The sequence below is a fragment of the Bartonella sp. DB5-6 genome, assembly GCF_000278115.1.
GTDB classification, from domain to species: domain Bacteria; phylum Pseudomonadota; class Alphaproteobacteria; order Rhizobiales; family Rhizobiaceae; genus Bartonella; species Bartonella refiksaydamii.
In genome coordinates this window covers 225,684-245,206 of sequence record NZ_JH725114.1, presented here as the reverse complement: position 1 = coordinate 245,206, position 19,523 = coordinate 225,684, and the positions used below count along the sequence as shown (strand labels likewise).

14 protein-coding genes and 2 pseudogenes are annotated in these 19,523 nt (G+C 36.3%); 13 read left to right on the top strand and 3 right to left on the bottom strand.

From position 1 onward, the window contains the following. Positions 1–38 precede the first annotated feature (38 nt). Together uvrC and MCO_RS01035 are read right to left on the bottom strand one after the other, a co-directional pair. Positions 39–2,024, bottom strand: a complete 1,986-nt coding sequence (gene uvrC, locus MCO_RS01040) for an excinuclease ABC subunit UvrC (protein ID WP_007552045.1) — start codon at positions 2,022–2,024, stop codon at positions 39–41. 398 nt (positions 2,025–2,422) lie between these two features. After that, positions 2,423–3,286 carry a 23S rRNA (adenine(2030)-N(6))-methyltransferase RlmJ gene (locus MCO_RS01035; RefSeq protein ID WP_007552044.1) on the bottom strand — a complete coding sequence of 288 codons (864 nt, stop codon included), beginning with the start codon at positions 3,284–3,286 and terminating at the stop codon, positions 2,423–2,425. Between the two features lie 433 nt (positions 3,287–3,719). Between MCO_RS01035 and MCO_RS01030 the strand changes: the two are divergent. From MCO_RS01030 to MCO_RS00990, 9 genes and pseudogenes are all read left to right on the top strand, one after another. Continuing rightward, a pseudogene (locus tag MCO_RS01030) lies at positions 3,720–4,030 on the top strand (twin-arginine translocase TatA/TatE family subunit). A 58-nt stretch (positions 4,031–4,088) separates the two neighbouring features. Next, positions 4,089–4,478, top strand: a complete 390-nt coding sequence (locus MCO_RS01025) for a hypothetical protein (protein WP_007552042.1) — start codon at positions 4,089–4,091, stop codon at positions 4,476–4,478. Positions 4,479–4,570: 92 nt separating this feature from the next. Continuing rightward, positions 4,571–5,301 (top strand): annotated as a pseudogene (locus tag MCO_RS01020) (twin-arginine translocase subunit TatC). A gap of 60 nt (positions 5,302–5,361) precedes the next feature. Further along, positions 5,362–6,639 (top strand): serine--tRNA ligase, encoded by a 1,278-nt coding sequence (gene serS, locus MCO_RS01015; protein ID WP_007552040.1) that lies wholly within the window; start codon positions 5,362–5,364, stop codon positions 6,637–6,639. 134 nt (positions 6,640–6,773) lie between these two features. Next, the gene (locus tag MCO_RS01010; protein ID WP_007552038.1) at positions 6,774–7,433 is read left to right on the top strand and encodes a protein-L-isoaspartate(D-aspartate) O-methyltransferase; all 660 of its coding nucleotides are present in this window, start codon (positions 6,774–6,776) and stop codon (positions 7,431–7,433) included. A 150-nt stretch (positions 7,434–7,583) separates the two neighbouring features. Continuing rightward, complete coding sequence (locus MCO_RS01005) at positions 7,584–8,762, top strand: M23 family metallopeptidase (RefSeq protein WP_007552037.1); 1,179 nt, start codon at positions 7,584–7,586, stop codon at positions 8,760–8,762. A 394-nt stretch (positions 8,763–9,156) separates the two neighbouring features. Further along, a complete protein-coding gene (gene yajC, locus MCO_RS01000) occupies positions 9,157–9,609 on the top strand; it encodes a preprotein translocase subunit YajC (RefSeq protein ID WP_007552035.1) in 453 nt (150 codons plus the stop codon). 483 nt (positions 9,610–10,092) lie between these two features. Next, entirely contained in the window at positions 10,093–10,479 is a 387-nt protein-coding gene (locus tag MCO_RS00995; RefSeq protein WP_007552034.1) for an Mth938-like domain-containing protein, read from the top strand. A 1,520-nt stretch (positions 10,480–11,999) separates the two neighbouring features. After that, a complete protein-coding gene (locus MCO_RS00990) occupies positions 12,000–12,866 on the top strand; it encodes a phytoene/squalene synthase family protein (RefSeq protein WP_007552033.1) in 867 nt (288 codons plus the stop codon). 665 nt (positions 12,867–13,531) lie between these two features. Here the strand turns inward: MCO_RS00990 and MCO_RS00985 are convergent. Then, positions 13,532–15,421 carry a peptidyl-prolyl cis-trans isomerase gene (locus MCO_RS00985; RefSeq protein ID WP_007552032.1) on the bottom strand — a complete coding sequence of 630 codons (1,890 nt, stop codon included), beginning with the start codon at positions 15,419–15,421 and terminating at the stop codon, positions 13,532–13,534. A gap of 155 nt (positions 15,422–15,576) precedes the next feature. Here MCO_RS00985 and tpiA point away from each other — a divergent pair, with 155 nt between their 5' ends. The 4 genes from tpiA to kdsA all read left to right on the top strand — a co-directional run bounded on the left by tpiA (position 15,577) and on the right by kdsA (position 19,508). Next, entirely contained in the window at positions 15,577–16,341 is a 765-nt protein-coding gene (gene tpiA / locus MCO_RS00980) for a triose-phosphate isomerase (protein WP_007552031.1), read from the top strand. An 81-nt stretch (positions 16,342–16,422) separates the two neighbouring features. Next, a complete protein-coding gene (secG, locus tag MCO_RS00975; RefSeq protein ID WP_007552030.1) occupies positions 16,423–16,878 on the top strand; it encodes a preprotein translocase subunit SecG in 456 nt (151 codons plus the stop codon). Between the two features lie 128 nt (positions 16,879–17,006). Beyond that, positions 17,007–18,635 carry a CTP synthase gene (locus MCO_RS00970; RefSeq protein ID WP_007552029.1) on the top strand — a complete coding sequence of 543 codons (1,629 nt, stop codon included), beginning with the start codon at positions 17,007–17,009 and terminating at the stop codon, positions 18,633–18,635. A gap of 36 nt (positions 18,636–18,671) precedes the next feature. Beyond that, on the top strand, positions 18,672–19,508 hold the full coding sequence (gene kdsA, locus MCO_RS00965) for a 3-deoxy-8-phosphooctulonate synthase (protein ID WP_007552028.1): 837 nt from the start codon (positions 18,672–18,674) through the stop codon (positions 19,506–19,508). The last annotated feature ends 15 nt before the right edge of the window (positions 19,509–19,523 follow it).

Genomic DNA, 19,523 nt, shown 5'->3' with positions numbered 1-19,523 from the left:
TTTGATAAACGTAACAAGGCAAAGATTATGAAACAAGCTTATTTTTTATTAAAATGATTATGAATTTTTTGTGCAATCATAATAGAAATGCCTGTGACTTTTATTAAATCTTCGAGTGAAGCACTGGCGACAGCTTTTGCACTTCCAAAATGATGAAGCAATGCGCGCTTTCTAGTTGGACCGATATTTTCTATTTCATCAAGAGGATTTTTAAACACTGATTTTTTTCGTTTTGCTCTATGCGTTCCAATTGCAAAGCGGTGCGCTTCATCGCGTAGACGTTGCAAAAAATAAAGGATAGGATCACGTGGAGGAAGTGTAAAGGGCATTTTTCCCTTTATAAAAAACCGTTCACGCCCCGCATTACGGTCAGCGCCTTTAGCTATCCCAATAACCGTGATAAAATTATCTAATTTTAATTCAGATAATATTGTATGCACACTGTTTATTTGTCCTTCTCCGCCATCGATTAATATAAGATCAGGCCAAAGAGGAAAAGGCTCATCGTTTTGATTTTTTATGTTATTGCTTTTATTAGGAAGATCATGTTCCTTGATAAGACGTGAAAATCTTCGTTTAATGACTTCTTTCATCATAGCAAAATCGTCACCAGGTGTGATATCTGTCGAACGGATGTTGAACTTACGATATTGATTTTTAACAAATCCCATTTGTCCCGCAACAATCATCGCACCTACTGCATTTGTTCCCATAATATGAGAATTATCATAGACTTCTACACGGCATGGAGTATGAGGTAGTTGAAATATTTCAGCAAGCCCTTGAAGTAATTTTTTATGTGTGGCTGTTTCGGCAAGCTTGTGTCCAAGTGCTTCATGAGCATTGATATAGGCATGGTTAACAAGGGTTTTGCGTTCACCTTGTTTGGGCAAAGAGAGAAATATTTTGCGATTTGCTTTTAGACTAAACGCCTCCGCAAAAAGCGCCTTTTCTTCAATTGATTCAGATAAAAGAATGAGTTTTGGAAGAGGATTATCATCATAAAATTGGGAGAGGAAACTCGCTAAAATTTCACCACTAGAAAAGGATGGATCTGCTTTAGGGAAATAGGCTCTGTTTCCCCAATTTTGTCCCATGCGAAAAAAGAACACTTGAATGCAGGTTACTCCTCCCCGTTGTGCAATCGCAAATACATCTGCTTCTTTTATCGTTTGAGGATTAATGCCTTGATGGCTTTGTATGTGAGAGAGAGCCGATAAGCGGTCACGATAGGTTGCTGCTTGTTCAAAATCGAGGTTTTCTGCGGCTTTATGCATAGCTTGAACCATATAATTTTTAACGTATTGGCTTTTTCCAGAAAGAAAAGCTTTTGCTCCTCTAACGAGCTCTTTATAGTCATTGTCATTGATTTCATGTGTACAGGGAGCAGAACAGCGTTTAATTTGGTAAAGTAAACAGGGGCGTGTACGGTTTTCAAAAACTGAATCGGTACAGGTGCGTAATAAAAAAGCACGTTGTAAAACGTTAATTGTTTGTGTAACTGCACCTGAAGAAGCGAAAGGTCCAAAATAATCGGCTTTTCGTGTTCGGGCACCACGATGTTTGTAAAGTGCAGGTGCTCGATGATCATCAGTAATAATGATATAAGGGAAGCTTTTATCATCACGCAGTAATACATTAAAACGTGGATGCAATCTTTTGATGAGATTAGCTTCTAAAAGCAGTGCTTCTGTTTCTGTGCGAGTAACAACAAATTCCATATGGTATGTAGCACGAATCATACGGGCAATACGGTTGTTGTGCCCTTGTTCACGAGCATAGTTTGCAACGCGTTTTTTAAGATTACGTGCTTTTCCAACATAGAGAATATCACCATTTTCATCAACCATACGATAAACCCCCGGCTTATGCGGAAGATGTTTGACAAACTCTTGTATGAGCTTGGTAGCTTTGAATTGCTCTTTAACATTTTCTTGATTGGCTTTATCCCATGTAATATGAGAAAGAAAGGGAAGCTTTTCTCGTTCATTTTGAGGATAAGCTGTGTTTTTTTTCAGGATCATTCAGTTTATCCAAGAATGTTTTATGCTTTTCATATGTGATGTTCTATCCATCAAATGCTACTACTTATGTGCTTGTAATTATTTTTCTATAAATAACACATTATAACATAAACTCATTCGATATTACTTTGCATAAAAAACTTGAAGGGATCTCTGATGATAATTTACGAGTTAGCCAACTTTATCTATTAAGAATAATAAATCTGTGATGGTGGAAGGCTACATAAAATAGATTTTATTAAAAATCAAATCTGTACTGCTGACTATGCTGTGCATTCAGGGTGATATGGTAAAATCAAAGAATCCAATAGCTTGGTCTGAAAATACTTTTGAGCCACTTAATGCTTTTGATTTTTACGAAAAATATTTTTATTTAAAATGACATAAAGGGAAAGTGTCTAACATAATGGATGTTCTTTCTGGAGCCATTTATGAATCACCCTTGCATTTTTGTCTTGTCCAAGACGGTTGATAAGAAAGGGGCTAAGTTTTTTCATTTCTTCTTCCAAAAGATAGGGGGGGTTGATAAGAATCATACCACTTCCATTCATTGTAGGTGGTATTGAACTTTTTCGAATACGCATTTCGAGTTGTAAAATTTTTGGAATTCCCGTTTGATAAAGTGCGTGAAGAAAATTTTCAATGTCTTTGTCATATTTAACAGGATACCATAAAGCATAAATTCCTCTAGAGAAACGGCGATACGCTTTAATCAATCCTTCAATAAGACGAGAAAATTCACCAGGTTTTTCAAACGGGGGGTCAACGAGAATAAATCCGCGTTTTTCCTTAGGTGGCAAATGAGCATTTAAAGAAAGCCAACCATCTAAATGCAGAACTTTTGTTTGGTAATCACCGGCAAATTTTTTTGCTAAAATGTGATAATCTTCATCGTGTAATTCAATTGCGATTAGTCGATCTTGTTTACGCAATAATTTACGAATAAGAAAGGGAGAGCCAGGATAGAATATGATTTCTTTTTTCTCCTCGTTGAGAGCATAAATAATATCATACCATGGACAAAGGAGTGCTTTTAAGTTTTCTGGGACAGGAGCTGAAAAAAGCCGTTGGACACCTTCCCGCCACTCCCCTGTTTTATGTGCTTCTAAAGAGGAGAGATCATAAATACCGATTCCAGCATGTGTGTCTATAACCCGAAAAGCTTTTTCTTTACGTTTAAGATATTCTACAATACGGGTGACAATAATGTGTTTAAAAACATCAGCAAAATTGCCAGCATGGTAAATATGCCGATAATTCATGGGCGGAATCTACCACATGTATGATTGTTTACCAAGTCTTTTTTTAACATAGAACAGCGGCTTTTGTGTTGGCAAAAGTTTTGTTATAGCTTTTAAGAAAGCTAACAAGATGTATAAGCTATCTCAAATAAAATGAGAGCTTATTAATCAATGATAGGCAGAGAAATATCACAATACAGATGAAGCTTCTTTAAGAAAAGAGTTTTCAAGCCTTTTGAATTTTGTTTGGGGAGGTTTGCTATTTTTAATCTATCTGAGTTTATTATAATACGCTAAGTGCAAGAAGAGAAAGGCTAAAAAGTTAGTTTGCAATATAAAAATTGTGTGATTGCCTTTGACTTGAGAAGAAAATATACAGGTAAGATATAGCTATAATTCCTTCAAAGTGAGCATGAACAAATGAAATCAAATTTAAAAGCAGTAAAAGGGAGTGATGGGTAATATTCTTTCACCAGCGCATTTAATTGTCATTTTATTGATTGCCCTTGTACTTTTTGTGCGTGGTAAGGCTTCTGAATTAATGTGCGATGTTGCTAAGGGGATTAAAGCTTTTAAAAGAATATAAAGGAGGAAGAGGACAGCGTCGAGGATAAGCTTGAAATGGCTGATTATTCTAAAACAATTTATGTTAAACCTCGATGATCTGAACCATTATCGGTGAGACGTGCAACGACCCGCAGAAAAGCTTCTTCCTCCTTTAAAGGTGGTAAGACATCTAGAACTAAAAAACAGTGTGTAAAGTAAAAAAGACGCGATCATAATTATGCATTATTCTTTTAAATGAGAAAGTTGAGTATAAGCAATGTTTGGGATTGATGGGCCAGAGTTTCTTGTGATCTTAGTTATTCTCATCATTGTAGTTGAGCTAAAAGATTTACCTAAAATGCTAAGGACAATAGCAAAGGCAATAGCTTATGTGCGTTCAACAATAAATAAATTTCGTGACCAGTTTGATGATGCAATGAGACAAGTTGAATTCGATGATTTGAAAAAGCCACTATCGAATATCAATGACTTTAATTTCAGTAAGGAGTTAACAGAGCCCTTTAATCCTATTCATAATGCAGTAGGGCACAACCGCGACAATTTTGATATAAAGATAACGCACCATAAATTAGAAAAAGAGAAAAACTTTGAGATGTGGACAGCACAAAGCCAACGAAGATTTAACGGTATCCATAGGTTCTCGTAGCTCTGGAAGCATTACTGTAACTTATAAAGATAATATGTCATGACTGTTAAGAAAGTGAGGTTGAGGCCAATACGGCTCCCCTTTTAGAATATTTGATTGAATTTCGTCAGCGAATTATTGCTGTTCTGATCGCATTTTTAATAGCTTTTATGATGTGCTTTTTTGTCAAAGATTATATTTTAAATTTTTTGATATGGCCTTATCAGTGGGCAATGAAAATATCAGGTGATAATCCTGAGAGTATTCGTTTTGCAATCAATACAAGTATGAGAAACTTTTTTAACGAAGATGAAACTCGCTGCTTTTGGAGCAGCTATTTTGTCGTTTCTCTATACAGCTTTGCAGTTTTATAGCTTTATTGCACTAGGACTTTATAAAAAAGAGCGTATAGCTTTTTTACCATTTCTCATTGGTGTACAGATTTTATTTTGTATTGGAGGGGTATTTGTTTATGCCCTGTTGGCACCACTAATGCTTTGGTTTAACCTTTCTCAGCAATTTTTTCCGGACGTACATTTAAGAATAGAGTTTATAGTCCGTATCTCTGATTATTTGAGCTTTATGATATCATTTATTCTGATTTTTGGTTTGATTTTTCAATTACCTCTTGTAACCAGTCTTTTAACGAGAGTTCGACTTTTAACGTCTCATGGTTTGGTATCTAAACGAAAGCGGGCTATTCTTCTTTCTTTTATAATTGCGGTGATAATAACTCCCTCGGATTTTTTTTATTATGTTTGCAGTAGCCTTACCAACGACAGTTCTTTACGAGCTCTCAATTTTAATTGCTTACTGTATAGAAAAGAGAAAAAAATTCTTTTAAAAGAAGTTTATATCTTGTCTGATAGGAAACGAATAGAAACGATGCAAATGAGGAATTTTGATGCTTGATATTAAGTGGATTCGTGAACACCCTGAGAAATTAGATGCAGCTTTGGCAAAGAGAGGTATTGAGCCGCAATCAGAAAGATTAATAAAACTTGATCTTGAACGCCGGTCGCATGTTGCTAAAGTACAATTGGCACAGGAGCGTCGCAATGCGGCTTCAAAAGAAATAGGGCGGGCTTTAGCAGCATGTGATCAGAAAATGGCTGAAAACCTTAGAGCTGAGGTTGAAGAAATTAAAGCTTTTCTTTCTTCGGCTACAGCAGAAGAAAAGCGTTTAACAGAGCATTTTGAGAAGGCTCTTTCTTCGCTCCCCAATGTTCCATTGGACGATGTTCCAAAGGGTAAAGATGAAAGTGATAATGTTGTTATGCGGCATTTTGGTACGCCTCCGACATTTGATTTTACACCAAAGGAACATTTTGATCTTGGTCAAAATCTCAAGCAGATGGATTTTGAGCGCGCAAGTCGTTTATCAGGGACGCGCTTTACGGTACTTTCAGGAGCATTAGCACGGCTTGAACGTGCATTGGGCCAATTTATGCTTGATGTGCATGTTAATGAGCATGGTTATACAGAGGTTTCGGTGCCTTTTCTTGTTCGTGATGAGATTGTTTTCGGAGCTGCTCAGTTGCCAAAATTTGCTGAAGATCTTTTTCGGACGACGGATGGTCGATGGCTTATTTCTACAGCAGAAGTACCGTTAACCAATTTGGTAAACAATGAAATTCTTGAGATATCAGATTTGCCACTGAGATTTTCTTCTTTGACTCCCTGTTTTCGTTCAGAGGCAGGATCTGCAGGCCGTGACACTCGTGGTATGTTGCGTCAACACCAGTTTTGGAAGGTAGAAATGGTATCGATTACTACTGAAGAGCAATCTTTAATGGAACTGGAACGTATGACAGAATGTGCAGAAGATGTGTTAAAACGTCTTGGTTTGCCTTTTCGTACGGTGGTTCTTTCTACGGGTGATATGGGATTTGCTGCACGTAAAACTTATGACATTGAGGTTTGGCTGCCGGGACAAGGATGCTATCGTGAAATTTCCAGTTGTTCAGTTTGTGGAGATTTTCAAGGGCGGCGCATGAATGCTCGATATCGTAAAGAAGGTGATAAAACATTGCACTTTATCCATAGTCTTAATGGTTCTGGTACGGCTATTGGACGTTGTCTTATCGCTATTCTTGAGAATTATCAGCAGGCTGATGGATCAATTATTGTTCCAGATGTTTTACAACCCTATATGAGGGGTATGCGTTGTATTGCTGCTTAATTTTATCAAAGGAGAACTGAATATGCGTTCATTTCTGAAAAATAATGGCATTCAAATGCACGATTTTGTCATTTTAAAAGAAATGATTTGTGCTTACGATAAGAGTACTACTTCATTGGAGATCGAATGATACTATGGGGCAAAAGGGTATTTTACGATTTCGTGAGGAATTGGCTTGCCTTGTGCTGAAAATGCGTAGCAAAGGAATTGATGATGTTCGCTTTTTTGCGGCATTTGAAAAGATTCCGCGTCAACAGTTTGTTGCTTCTCCTTGGCTTAACAGTGCTTATGATAATAAAGTTATTCCCATTGAGTGTGGTGAATATATTGAGCGTTTGGAAGAGCAGCTCTTGATTCTTTCTGCGTTATCGTTGAAAAAAAAGCATCGTGTTTTAGAAATTGGTACAGGGTCTGGTTTTTGTACTGCCCTTATGGCGTGTCTGAGTGGACGTGTGACAACAATTGACCGTTATAAAACACTTGTTGATTTAGCACGGCAAAAATTTCAAACTTTGGGACTTGAAAATATTATTGTGCGGCAAGTTGATGGAAGCTGTACTGTTACAGGTTTGGGGGTATTTGATCGTATTCTTATTTGGCCCTCACGTTCCGATGAACCAAAGGAATTTTTAGAACTTTTAGCTGAAAATGGGATTCTTATTCAAGCTATAGGACCTGATGAGGGGGTACAAACGGTGAGGCGCTATACAAAAATTGGCAGTCAATTTCAGTGCTTAGAAATGTTTCAAGTGCGCTATCAACCCTTTATTAAAGGTCTTGCGGAGACACTTTAATTTTCTAAATTTAAAGTACTACGCAAACTAGATAAATCCATTTTGAGCTTATTATAAAGATATTTATGAATAAAATATCTAATTTTAACTCTTAGGTAATATTACAAAGCTTTAATAGAGTGAGTTGAGTGTTGATGAGTGAGCAAAACTATGTGTTTAAAAGTTTTGGGTAATATTTTCCGGCATAATTTGCAGAAAATAGCTTTTTTAGCGATGATAATGATTTTTACGGGGTGTAGTTCTGGTATGCAGCGTTTCAATAATATTTTCTCTAATCGTGCGGTATCTACTCGGTTAAATGTGTCCACAACTGCGCTTGCAGATCCGCGAATGCTATCGTACGGTGGCATGATACAAAGTACAGAATTGCCACCTGTAGAGGCAACTGGTGGTTCATTGGCCGATGATAATGCCCCGTATAATTCTCCACAACAGGGCGAGGGGCCTTCTTCTGATGGTCAAATTATGGGGGCTCCGCCGCGAAATCTTGGAACGCTTTCCCGTTCACAAATGGATAATTCTCCTATTCTTCGGCGAAATACTTATATTGTCCAGAGTGGGGATACATTGTTAAGCATTGCGCGGCAAATAGGGATCAGTGTTGAAGCATTAAAATTAGCAAATGGTATAAAAAGTAGTTCCATCTATATCGGGCAGCTCCTTATGATCCCAAGTAGGCGCACGCTAGCAATTTCGAACACCCACAATGATGATTTGGCGACGGCATCAACAACAGAAACTTCATTTCAGTCTCAAGTTACATCTTCCATAAAACACAAGAAGCCTCTTCCTATATATAAAGCTCCTGTAACAACTCTCCCTTCTACTAAGATGAATAGTTCAAGTATTGAGAAAAATTCTTCTAGGCAGATGATGCAATCGAGTAACGAAACTGGTTTGTCAGATACGATTATGAGTACTAATAATATTGTTACTCCGCAAGCCACAGGAATTTCTAAAATGCGTTGGCCGGTGCGAGGGCGTTTATTAAGCCAGTTTGGTCAGAAAAAAGGAACAACAACTAATCGAGGAATAGATATTGCTGTGCCGGAAGGTTCATCGGTAAAAGCAGCGGAAAATGGTGTTGTTATCTATGCGAGTGATGGGTTAAAAGAGCTCGGCAATGTTGTTATGATTCGACATGAAAACAATATTATTACTATTTATGGATGTAACAGTAAGCTTATTGTTGAGAAAGGACAAAGGGTACGACGTGGAGATGAGATTGCTAAGTCTGGTGTTTCAGGAAATGTTAAAACTCCGCGTGTTTATTTTGAGGTGCGTAAGAATTCATTACCTGTCAATCCTATCAAGTATCTAGAAAATTAACTCATAATGGCTTTATTTTGAAAATCTGTAGTCTATATGGCTTTAAAATAATCGAATTTATTAAATCAAGAGTATTTTGACGGAAAAAGACACAAGTCTGAGAAGAACGTCTGGATAGGATCATTAGCAGGGAGAGAAAATATTTTGTATCATTTATTTTTCCGATGAGTGAGAATGTCTATATTTAATGATATAAAAATAAATCTGTTCTTAAGAAGTTTTTGTCCGTTGCCTTCTATCTCTTAAAGATTTATTACCTTCCTATAAGGTTGTGATTACATTATGTATTTATCGCTTTGTATGAGAGATCCTCTAGAAAAGCTTTTTTTCTAAGCCAAAGGTTTATTTTAGTTAAAGTAAGAAGTACCTGAAGTTTAATCTATAGGAGATAAAAATGTTTATTACTAACGCTTATGCTCAAGTTGCAGGCGGTGTTTCTAGTGGGACCTCACTTGTTAATTTTGTTCCGTTCATTTTAGTTTTTGCAATTATGTATTTTTTTATAATTCGTCCACAGCGTGCACAAATGAAAAAACGCCAAGAAATGCTTAATGCTGTGCGTCGTGGTGATACAGTTATAACCGGCGGTGGTATTATCGGCAAGATTACGAAAGTTTACGATGAGAGTGGTGAGTTAGAGGTTGAAATTGGTGATGGTATATATATTCGCGTTATCCGTTCAACATTAGCTGATGTTCGCGTTAAAGGTGAACCTATTGCAGAAAAAAAATCAAAATTTAATACTAAAACAAAAACACTACAAAAGTCTAAATCTAAAACTACAACGAAAGAAAATGTGAGTGCATTTAAAGAGAAAAAAGCTGTATCAAAGAAAAATGAATCTTAGAGTATAATTGCAGTTTGTTATGTTTTTTTACAATATATTTTTATAAAAAAGGAGGGATTTTGGATAAAGGACAATTTCATTGTAGGGAAAGTATCATAGTCAATAAATGAACATAATATTTTGTTTATTTTCTACAGACTATTAAGTATTTATTTCATTTTTAAGATATTGCTGCAAATTGTTCTATTCTGTGAATGATGTTATCGTTTTTTTGTGTGATGAAGATTTTTTCGAACGAATAGGTTAAGCATAGTTTTTTAAAGGGATGATCTGTTTCAATAAATGTGGTATTTAACGACAATTTATTGCAAACTTTTCATATATTGATTGTGTTACCAAGGCGGTCTTTTTCATAAAAGATTTTGCGTAGATATTGTGCTATATAGGTTATGATTAGTGTATCAACGTTTATTACAAACCCTTTTCTGACTTTTAAGGGGAGAAGAAAAACGTAATTGTTTTTTTAATGAGGGATGCTTCTTTATGTTTCATGCAATTCAAATCCGTGAAGCACATTTCCCAAGACGTGCACCTATTGATGCTTATGGAAATGGTGGGTTTCGTTTTGCTGATATGTCTCATAGGGGGTCTATTGTTTGTGTACCATCAGGTATTTATGGTATTGATATGGTAGGACCTATTCCCACGCAACAGGATATATCTCGTGTTTTAGAAGAATCATCTGAGATCGAAGTTTTGTTAATAGGTACTGGTGTTGAATTGTTGCGATTACCTGAAGAGTTACGGATGCTTTTATGGAAAAAGCGTATTTCATCAGATACAATGAGTACGGGTGCAGCTGTGCGTACATTTAATGTTTTGTTAGCTGAAGATCGTGCAGTTGCTGCATTATTATTTGCGGTAGAGTGATGGATTATTTAATACAATAGAATTACATGTTATTGATTCTATAGAGCTTTTGATTGGTTCAAGAGTGAATTTATAATTAGCGTATTTTGTATAAGAGATGGTATACCATTATCCATTTAACCAAAAATAACTTTGAGTTGTGAGTTTGCTGTGCGTGTTATTGCTGATTGTTTAAAGCTCTGCGGTGATTTCTTTATATCTGCTTAAGTACAATTATTATAAAACAGGCGCTAAAGCTTGTTTTGGTTAGCTTTTTGCCGTTTTGCTCCCACTGAATGTTTCAAGTCCGATAAGATTAATTTTAATAATTTTCGCTAATTTAGGTAGAATAGGAAGAAAGGCATTTGTTTAAAATTTACTTTTCTCTCTTTAGATATTAGATAAATGATATCATTTATCTATTTTTTAAACAATTCATACTGCATCACCTTCTCTTTGAGTTTATGTACAGAAATAATTCAATCTAAATATACTCCTGCGTACCATGATGCCTTTTGTAATAATGTCTCTTAATGTCTTCCTCTATCCAAATAGGCATTCCGTTTTTGTTTTTGAGAGCTCGTTTTTTACTCTTAAAGCTAGATTATTTTCCAAAGGTCTTTTTTCAGTTATCTATTTAAAAATATTAAGTACTTTTGCAAGTCTTTAGCTATTGTTGATAGGTATTTGAGGGAATGTACAGGGGCTATACCAAAAAAATAACTTATGGAAACCAATCGATATGGAACTGGGTATAAGTGACACAGAGTTGAATACATAATGTGCAGGAGTATAGGAAGGAATGTGCTTTAGTTGATGAAAAAAGAGAAAAAGTAACACGTAAAGTATAATTTTTGAAAGGTTTTACTTTTTTATAAAGCTATTATGGAAATCTGTCTAATTACCTTTTATCAGGTGATTGTGGTAACGTTTTTTCTCAATCATCAATCTCAATAGCATACGTCTCTCATGTTCTTATCACGTTTTTTGTTTTGCACAGATTGCGCTTGAATTGGTTTGAGTGCACAGACGTTAGCATATTAAATGCCGAACTTTTTAAATAGTGTTTAGTGTTTTTCAAATATTTTACCTTTTCCTCTATCTAGTTCTTTTGTAATTTTCAGGTGATGCTACGAGATATTCTGACATTGAAAGGCAAATAGTTTTTTTCAGTCACATATAAAAATGAATAAAATTTTATGCATTTGTCCTCCTTATGCTTAAAGGTAATTATTATCTGTTTTTTCATTTTAGTAGAAACATAGATGCAAACGGCAGGTCTTCGTGATAATTTCCTTATTTATAAACTTTCATGCTAAAGTAGCTATGTTATAGCTCGAGGTTAACTTATTAAAAATAACAATACGTTGGTGTTTTATGCGACTAAAAAATAGCTAGAAAAGAAGTTTTAATTCACAATACAGTGTAGAGATACATTGGGAAGCTCTATTCTCTTAGCTGTATGTGCTCATCTATCATTTTTAAATATGAATAAAATAGAACGTTAATTACTAAAAAAGGAAGTTAAGAGGCATCATAGAATGGTAAATTCTCTTCCTTATTGTCTTGGTATTTTACGTGCTACAGATCGTGACCGCTACATATCTGTTTTATTCGCACCTAAAAAAAAGCGTAGAGCATTGGCTGCTCTTTACGCCTTTAATGTAGAAGTTTCTCGTATTCGCGAAAGCGTACATGATCCACTTATCGGTGAGATACGATTACGTTGGTGGTACGATTCTATCGCTAATAATAAAATACCAAAAAATAAAAATAATCCGATTTTGAGTGATTTGTTTACAGCAATGACTCTTTTTAATTTACCTAAGACAGCTTTTTTACGTTATTGCGATGCACAGATTTTAAATCTTTACCAAAATCCCATAGCAGATCTTCATGATCTCGAATTTTATTGTAGGGAGACAGCGAGTATAATTTTACAGCTTTCTTGTCAGATATTAGATCCTGATGCAGCACAAGATTTTACAAATGTTTATGAACATGGAGGAATTGCTCAAGGATTAAGTGGTGTGTTGCGTCTTTTATCATTCATGCAGTCACGATATCAATATTATTTACCTGATGATATGCTAAAGGCTATAGAAGTGGATAGAAAGGATTTGGACTCTAATTATGTCAATGATAAACAAAAGTGTCACATTGTTGAAGTTATGATAGAGCTATCGCGAGAGCATTATAGCAAATTTTACGAGCATTCTAGTACTTTGCCTAGAATGCTTAAACCAGCATTTCTTCCATTGGCTATTATACCAGCATCTCTTCAAAAAGCGGTACAATTAGGAGCTACAATTTTCCAAGAAAGCGCAACTTTACCATTGATTCATCGCTATTGGGTGATAACAAGGGCAGCAATAAGCGGTAATTTTCCAAAGATATTACAAAGATAAAGAATGTTATTCAAGAACAGGAAAATTAGTAAATATATTAAAGGTAATTGCAATACTATGAATCCAAATCCTTTTTTATCATTCCAGAAACATTTCTAATAAGTTGATGACGATGGTTTTAGAACAGTGAGGAATTGGACTCATGAGGTTGAAGATAGCGTATAGTGTTTTTATGAGTTATTCATTTTGTTTAGCTCTGTATATCGGAGAATGGTGTAGAGAATGTAAAACCTAAGCTTAAATTTATGAAATACATCAGCTCTTTTTGGTGATATTGGGTTTATAATATTTAGCATGTAAATGTATGGATGGGGAACATTTCTAGTGAAGCATGATTTTTATTTTCACGAAAAAATCATTTTTTGTCCTACAAAAGATTTCTAGCTATAGGAAAATCATGAAAGCATAATTGATGACTTTTTACCATAAAAATATTTACATTCTAAGTTTTGATAGCTAACATTTTTATACACTGAAAAACTATACTATGAATTGCATCTAATATTTTTCTACAAACTCGCAAATTTGCAATAAATCTTGTTATTTATACATATGTTACTCATTCTGATACCAACGAAAAAGAAATTTATATTTCTTCCTCAGTTATAAGAAAATATCTGACTACGATTTTATTACCTAAATACTACAAATTATTTACAGTATTTTTACTGAAGAGTGTTGAAGATTTGATGATAATGCGTGTTATTAATTTCCAAAGGGTGTTCTTTATTAGCAATTTCTAGCATTTCTAGCTTTAGATCTTCTTTCATTATCATATCTATACTGGTACGGATATCAGATGAAAGAGTATGAGCGGTAGTGTTTTGAGGAATGGTTACAGTCTTTATTTGATAAATGATACGGTTTGTTGCTACCGGACCTTTTATTACGCCATAATGCCCTTTAGGCCCAGAAAATAATGCTTTAACACCTTCAGCTCCAAGGATTTTCGATGAGTCTTGGCGCCGTAGGGGTTGTGTCGTTTGTTTTATGACACCAAGTGTATGAGCAAGAGAAACAAGACTTTTGCCTTCACTAAGCTGTTTGATAGCATCTTTTGCCTTTTCATCAAGAAGGCGTTGGACTTCTTCATTTTTCCATTGAGAAAGGGCATCGTGCTTGGCTTCTTCAAATGTTTTATCGCGGGCAGGGATAATTTTATCTACTTTATACCAGAGATATCCACCTTTTTGAAGGGAGAGAGGATCAAGATCGACACCCTCGCTTGATTGATAGATGGCGTTCAATAAAATATCTTTCTGAGGTAAATCCGTGAGTATTGTGCCTTCAACCGTTTTTCCTGTTTTATCAATAGTGATTGTGCGCAAAGGTAATTTGTATTGGTCAGCAAGCTCTTTGAGAGAAGCTCCCTCAAAACGTGCATTTTCAATTGCTGTATAATTGTTACGTATATCATCTACAGCACGATTCTGGGCAAGTGTTTGACGAATATTTTCTTCTACTTTTTCGAAGGGAATAGAGACTGAAGGTTCAATATGTACTACGCGAATGATGACAGGACCTTGTAAGTCATTGATGACAGCGCTAATTTGCCCTTTTTTGAGTTCAAAAATCTCAGATGCTAGGTGGCTAGAAAGGTCATTCTCTGTAAAAGGTCCTTTTTTTATGTCATTGAGAGTTTTGTTTTCAGTTTTAACTAGCTCATCAAAACTCAATCCATCGGCTATTTTTCTTGCCGCATTATCGGCAGCTTCGCGTGTAGGGAATCGCAATTCTTCAATCGTGCGTTTTTCAGGAGTCATAAAACGCGAAGTATTTTGGGTATAAAAGGCTTTCACCTCATCTGCTGAAATATCTTTGCGTTTTACAATCTCAGCCGATGTCATAGTTAATAAAGAAACAGTTCGGTACTCTGGAGCACGAAATTCATTTCTACGAGTTTCAAACCATTTTTGCAATGTTTCATGATCAGGGTCAAAAATTGTTTTCTTTTCTTTGAAATCAATAACAAAATAATCGGCAATACGGCTTTCTCCTTGATAAAGAGCGAGCGCTTTATAAAAGAGATCTGGTGCCTTTATTCCAGATAGCGAAGCTGAAATGAGTTGATTACGCTTCTCCTTTTGGGTGTAATAATCAAGGAAATTGCTTTCTCTGATATGTAAATTCTGAAGATAGTTACGAAATAAATTTTTATCAAAGACGCCATTTATTTGAAACATATTATCAGCACTAAGAATACGAGCTATCGCATCTTTTGAAAGACTAATTTTCATTTTACGCACCTGTTCATCAAAGAGTACATCTTGTTGTAACTGAGTGAAAACAAAAGCAGGAATTTTGTATTGCTGCATTTCATTTGGTGTGAACATGCGTCCAAGACGAGATGTGAGTGCTAAACGTGCGCTTTGATCGGCAAGTGCGAGACGATAATCATCGACAGTTATTATGGATTTTCCAGAAGTAAGAAGGTCTCTTTCACCCTTTGTATGTAATTGTGGTATTCCCCATAAAAGGATGAAGCATACGAGCAAAATAGCAAGGAAAATCCTAGCAACCCAAGAGTTTGTGGCATTTCTTAAGATGTCAAGCATCGTTCAATTCCATTTTCTTGCATAAATTATTTATCAAAGCAGTAACGGAATTTGCAATAAAGATACGAAAGATGCAAGCTTAAAGACTTGCTTTCATTTTATAATTTGATACCTAAAGATAAACAATGTGTTGTGATAGCTCTTGAGGTGAAAATATGTTGCTAAATATTCGGCCTTTTATTGCTGGAAATTGGAAAATGAATGGAACTGGTGAATCGCTAGGAGAATTGCGTGCCATTGCGGCTGGTGTTAGCTCTGATTTAGGGCGTTTGTTTGAAGCGCTTATTTGTGTTCCAACAACACTTTTATCCCGTGCTTCTGATACGTTAGGTGGTGAAAACCTTCTTTTAGGGGGGCAGAATTGTCATTTTGATGATCATGGTCCTTATACCGGAGATGTTTCAGCTTTGATGCTTAAAGAAGCAGGAGCAAGTCATGTCATTATTGGGCATTCGGAACGTCGCACAGTTTATAAGGAGAGTAATGCAATTGTTTGTGCTAAAGTGCAAGCAGCGTGGCGAGCAGGCCTTGTTGCTCTTGTTTGTATTGGCGAAACATTGGAGGAGCGCAAAAGTAATAAAGTGCTGGATGTTCTTAAACGACAGCTTAAGGAATCTTTGCCAAGTGATGCAACAGCAGAGAATGTCATTATCGCTTATGAGCCTGTATGGGCTATAGGAACAGGAAACACGGCCACTTCAGCAGATGTTGCAGAAGTGCATCATTTTATTCGTGATGAGATGCGCTCTCGTTTTGGTGATCAAGGGAATAAAATGCGTTTACTTTATGGTGGATCAGTTAAACCATCAAATGCATTTAAACTTTTGGGGACTACACATGTTAATGGTGCTCTGATAGGTGGAGCAAGCCTAAAAGCGATTGATTTTTTAACTATTTGCGATGTTTATCGTAAATTATAACAGAGGAATCTCGGTTCCCCCTTGGATTATGTGTTATTTATGTGTAAATAGCCATGAAAAGTTATTTGAAGAGCAGGGTTTATGCAAACAGTACTTATTGTTATCCATTTTTTGGTTGTTATTACTTTGGTTGGCGTTATATTGATTCAGCCTTCGGAAGGTGGCGGGCTTGGTGTGAGTAGTGGTTCTGGATTGATGAGGACGCGTGGCACAAAAAATCCGTTAACACGTTTGACCGCTATTTTAGCATGTTGTTTTTTTGCCGTGTCCATTGGACTTACTGTGGTGGGGAGTATATCAAATTCTAGTTCTGATATTCTCAAACGTATTCCGGTTAATTCAGAACAGAACTCTACAAGTAAAGGAGCTTCAGAAGCAGTTCCACCATCAGGTGGAAAACCTCAACCTTCTATTCTTGAACAGCTAGAAGGTGTTTCGGTTCCACCTCAGGAACAAAAACAATCTACAGATCCTGAAGTTGAAAATCCAGTTCCACCAGTCCATGAAAATCCAGTTCTGGATGACGGTATGAAATAGTTTTTTTGAAGAGAATATAGATTTAAAAAGGTGGTTGTTTCATTTTTTTTATTTTATAGAAGAAAGATTGTTTCTTTTTGCATTTTTTGCTGGAAAAATTATTATAAACTGCTTATCACAATAAGCCCATGGCACGTTATGTTTTTATTACTGGTGGTGTGGTTTCTTCCCTTGGAAAGGGCATCGCAGCAGCAGCGTTGGCTGCATTATTGCAGGCTCGTGGGTATCGTATACGGCTTCGCAAACTTGATCCTTATTTGAATGTTGATCCAGGCACGATGTCACCTTATCAACATGGGGAAGTGTTTGTGACCGATGATGGTGCAGAAGCCGATCTTGATCTTGGGCATTATGAGCGTTTTACCGGATGTTCTGCGAATAGCCATGATAATATCACAACAGGGCGTATTTATCGCAATATCATTGAACGAGAACGGCGTGGTGATTATTTGGGGGCAACGGTTCAGGTTATTCCTCATGTTACCGATGAAATTAAGAGATTCATTACTGCGGAAAACGAAGAATTTGACTTTGTTTTGTGCGAGATAGGTGGAACGGTTGGTGATATTGAAGCAATGCCGTTTCTAGAAGCGATTCGTCAGCTCCACAATGAATTACCAAGGCAAAATGTTGTTTATGTACATCTTACATTAATGCCTTATATCTCTTCGGCTGGTGAATTAAAAACCAAACCAACACAACATTCGGTAAAAGAATTACAATCAATTGGTATTGCTCCTGATATTTTATTGGTACGTGCAGATCGTCCTATTCCAGAAACAGAACGGGGTAAATTATCACTTTTTTGTAATGTTCGCCCAAATGCAGTTATTCAGGCATTGGATATGCCAACGATTTATGATGTTCCTATAGCATATCATAAAGAGGGGTTAGATTCAGAAGTTCTTTCCGCTTTTGGAATGAATCCGACGCCTCAACCTAAAATGGATCGTTGGGAAGATATTACACATCGGATTCACCATCCTGAAGGAGAAGTAACAATTGCTGTTGTTGGGAAATATACCGGATTGAAGGATGCTTATAAATCTCTTACAGAAGCGATTGCGCATGGTGGTTTAGCCAATAAAGTAAAGGTTAATATTGAATGGATTGAAGCAGAACTTCTTGAAAGAGAAGATCCTGCATCCTATTTGCAAAAAATCCATGGGATTTTAGTTCCTGGTGCTTTTGGGGCGCGTGGTGCAGAAGGTAAGATTCAAGCAATTCAATTTGCGCGGGAACGGAAAGTTCCGTTTTTAGGTATTTGCTTTGGGATGCAATTGGCTTGTATAGAAGCTGCGCGCAATATTGCACAGATTGAGAATGCTTCATCAAGTGAATTTTGCGAAACAAAAAATCCGATTGTAGGTTTGATGACAGAATGGCTCAAAGGGGATGTTCTGGAGAAACGGACAAAGTGTGGAAATCTTGGTGGTTCAATGCGCCTTGGTGCTTTTGCAGCTGAATTAAAGGTAGGCAGCCATATTGCCAAAATTTATGGGATGACAAGGATTTGTGAACGACATCGTCATCGTTATGAAGTAAATATTGATTATAAAGACAAATTAGAACAGTGTGGTTTGATTTTTTCTGGCATGTCTCCGGATGGTATTTTGCCAGAAACAATAGAATATGCAGATCATCCATGGTTCATTGGTGTTCAATATCATCCAGAATTAAAGTCTCGTCCATTTGACCCACATCCACTTTTTTCTTCTTTTATAAAAGCCACTGTGGAGCAGAGTCGATTAGTTTAATTCATAAATTGGATTATTTGCTTTTTGAGGGATACAATGTTTAAACCAAATGCCATTGTAAAAGTTGGAAATGTCATCTTTTCAAATGAATCACCCCTTTCATTGATTGCGGGACCGTGCCAGATGGAAAGCCGAGATCATGCTTTTGAAATAGCAGGCCAGATTAAAACAATTACAGATCAGGTTGGTATTGGGTTTGTTTATAAATCTAGTTACGATAAAGCCAACAGGACATCCATAAATGCGGCACGTGGTATTGGTCTTGAAAAAGCAATGGCTATTTTTTCTGATTTGAAGAAGGAATTTGATTGTCCGGTATTGACTGATGTGCATACAGAAGAGCAATGCACGGTTGTTGCGTCAACGGTAGATATTTTGCAAATACCCGCTTTTTTATGTCGTCAAACAGATATTTTGGCAGCAGCAGCAAAAACGGGGCGTGTTATCAATATTAAAAAAGGTCAGTTTTTGGCTCCATGGGATATGGAAAATGTTTTAAGAAAGGTTACGCAAAGTGGTAATCCGAATGTTATGCTTTGTGAGCGAGGCACGTCATTTGGTTATAATCGACTTATTTCTGATATGCGTTCATTGCCTATTTTACGTTCATTTGGTGCTCCTGTTATTTTTGATGCAACACATTCTGTTCAAGAGCCAGGGGGGCAGGGGAATTCATCTGGTGGACAGCGTCAATTTGTCGAGGTTTTGGCGCGTGCAGCTGTTTCTGTTGGGGTAGCAGGGGTGTTTTTAGAAACGCATCAAGACCCAGATAATGCACCTTCTGATGGACCTAATATGGTTAAAATTGATCATTTACAAAGGCTTCTTGAGACGTTAATGGAATTTGATTATCTGTCAAAAAAGATGAATTGAAACTTTTGTTGGATA

What these genes read in the sequence shown, in the direction of transcription:
- uvrC (WP_007552045.1), bottom strand. Translation starts at nt 2,024, where the DNA reads ATGATCCTGAAAAAAAACACAGCTTATCCTCAAAATGAACGAGAAAAG.
- MCO_RS01035 (WP_007552044.1), bottom strand. Translation starts at nt 3,286, where the DNA reads ATGAATTATCGGCATATTTACCATGCTGGCAATTTTGCTGATGTTTTT.
- MCO_RS01025 (WP_007552042.1), top strand. Translation starts at nt 4,089, where the DNA reads ATGTTTGGGATTGATGGGCCAGAGTTTCTTGTGATCTTAGTTATTCTC.
- serS (WP_007552040.1), top strand. Translation starts at nt 5,362, where the DNA reads ATGCTTGATATTAAGTGGATTCGTGAACACCCTGAGAAATTAGATGCA.
- MCO_RS01010 (WP_007552038.1), top strand. Translation starts at nt 6,774, where the DNA reads ATGGGGCAAAAGGGTATTTTACGATTTCGTGAGGAATTGGCTTGCCTT.
- MCO_RS01005 (WP_007552037.1), top strand. Translation starts at nt 7,584, where the DNA reads ATGTGTTTAAAAGTTTTGGGTAATATTTTCCGGCATAATTTGCAGAAA.
- yajC (WP_007552035.1), top strand. Translation starts at nt 9,157, where the DNA reads ATGTTTATTACTAACGCTTATGCTCAAGTTGCAGGCGGTGTTTCTAGT.
- MCO_RS00995 (WP_007552034.1), top strand. Translation starts at nt 10,093, where the DNA reads ATGTTTCATGCAATTCAAATCCGTGAAGCACATTTCCCAAGACGTGCA.
- MCO_RS00990 (WP_007552033.1), top strand. Translation starts at nt 12,000, where the DNA reads ATGGTAAATTCTCTTCCTTATTGTCTTGGTATTTTACGTGCTACAGAT.
- MCO_RS00985 (WP_007552032.1), bottom strand. Translation starts at nt 15,421, where the DNA reads ATGCTTGACATCTTAAGAAATGCCACAAACTCTTGGGTTGCTAGGATT.
- tpiA (WP_007552031.1), top strand. Translation starts at nt 15,577, where the DNA reads ATGTTGCTAAATATTCGGCCTTTTATTGCTGGAAATTGGAAAATGAAT.
- secG (WP_007552030.1), top strand. Translation starts at nt 16,423, where the DNA reads ATGCAAACAGTACTTATTGTTATCCATTTTTTGGTTGTTATTACTTTG.
- MCO_RS00970 (WP_007552029.1), top strand. Translation starts at nt 17,007, where the DNA reads ATGGCACGTTATGTTTTTATTACTGGTGGTGTGGTTTCTTCCCTTGGA.
- kdsA (WP_007552028.1), top strand. Translation starts at nt 18,672, where the DNA reads ATGTTTAAACCAAATGCCATTGTAAAAGTTGGAAATGTCATCTTTTCA.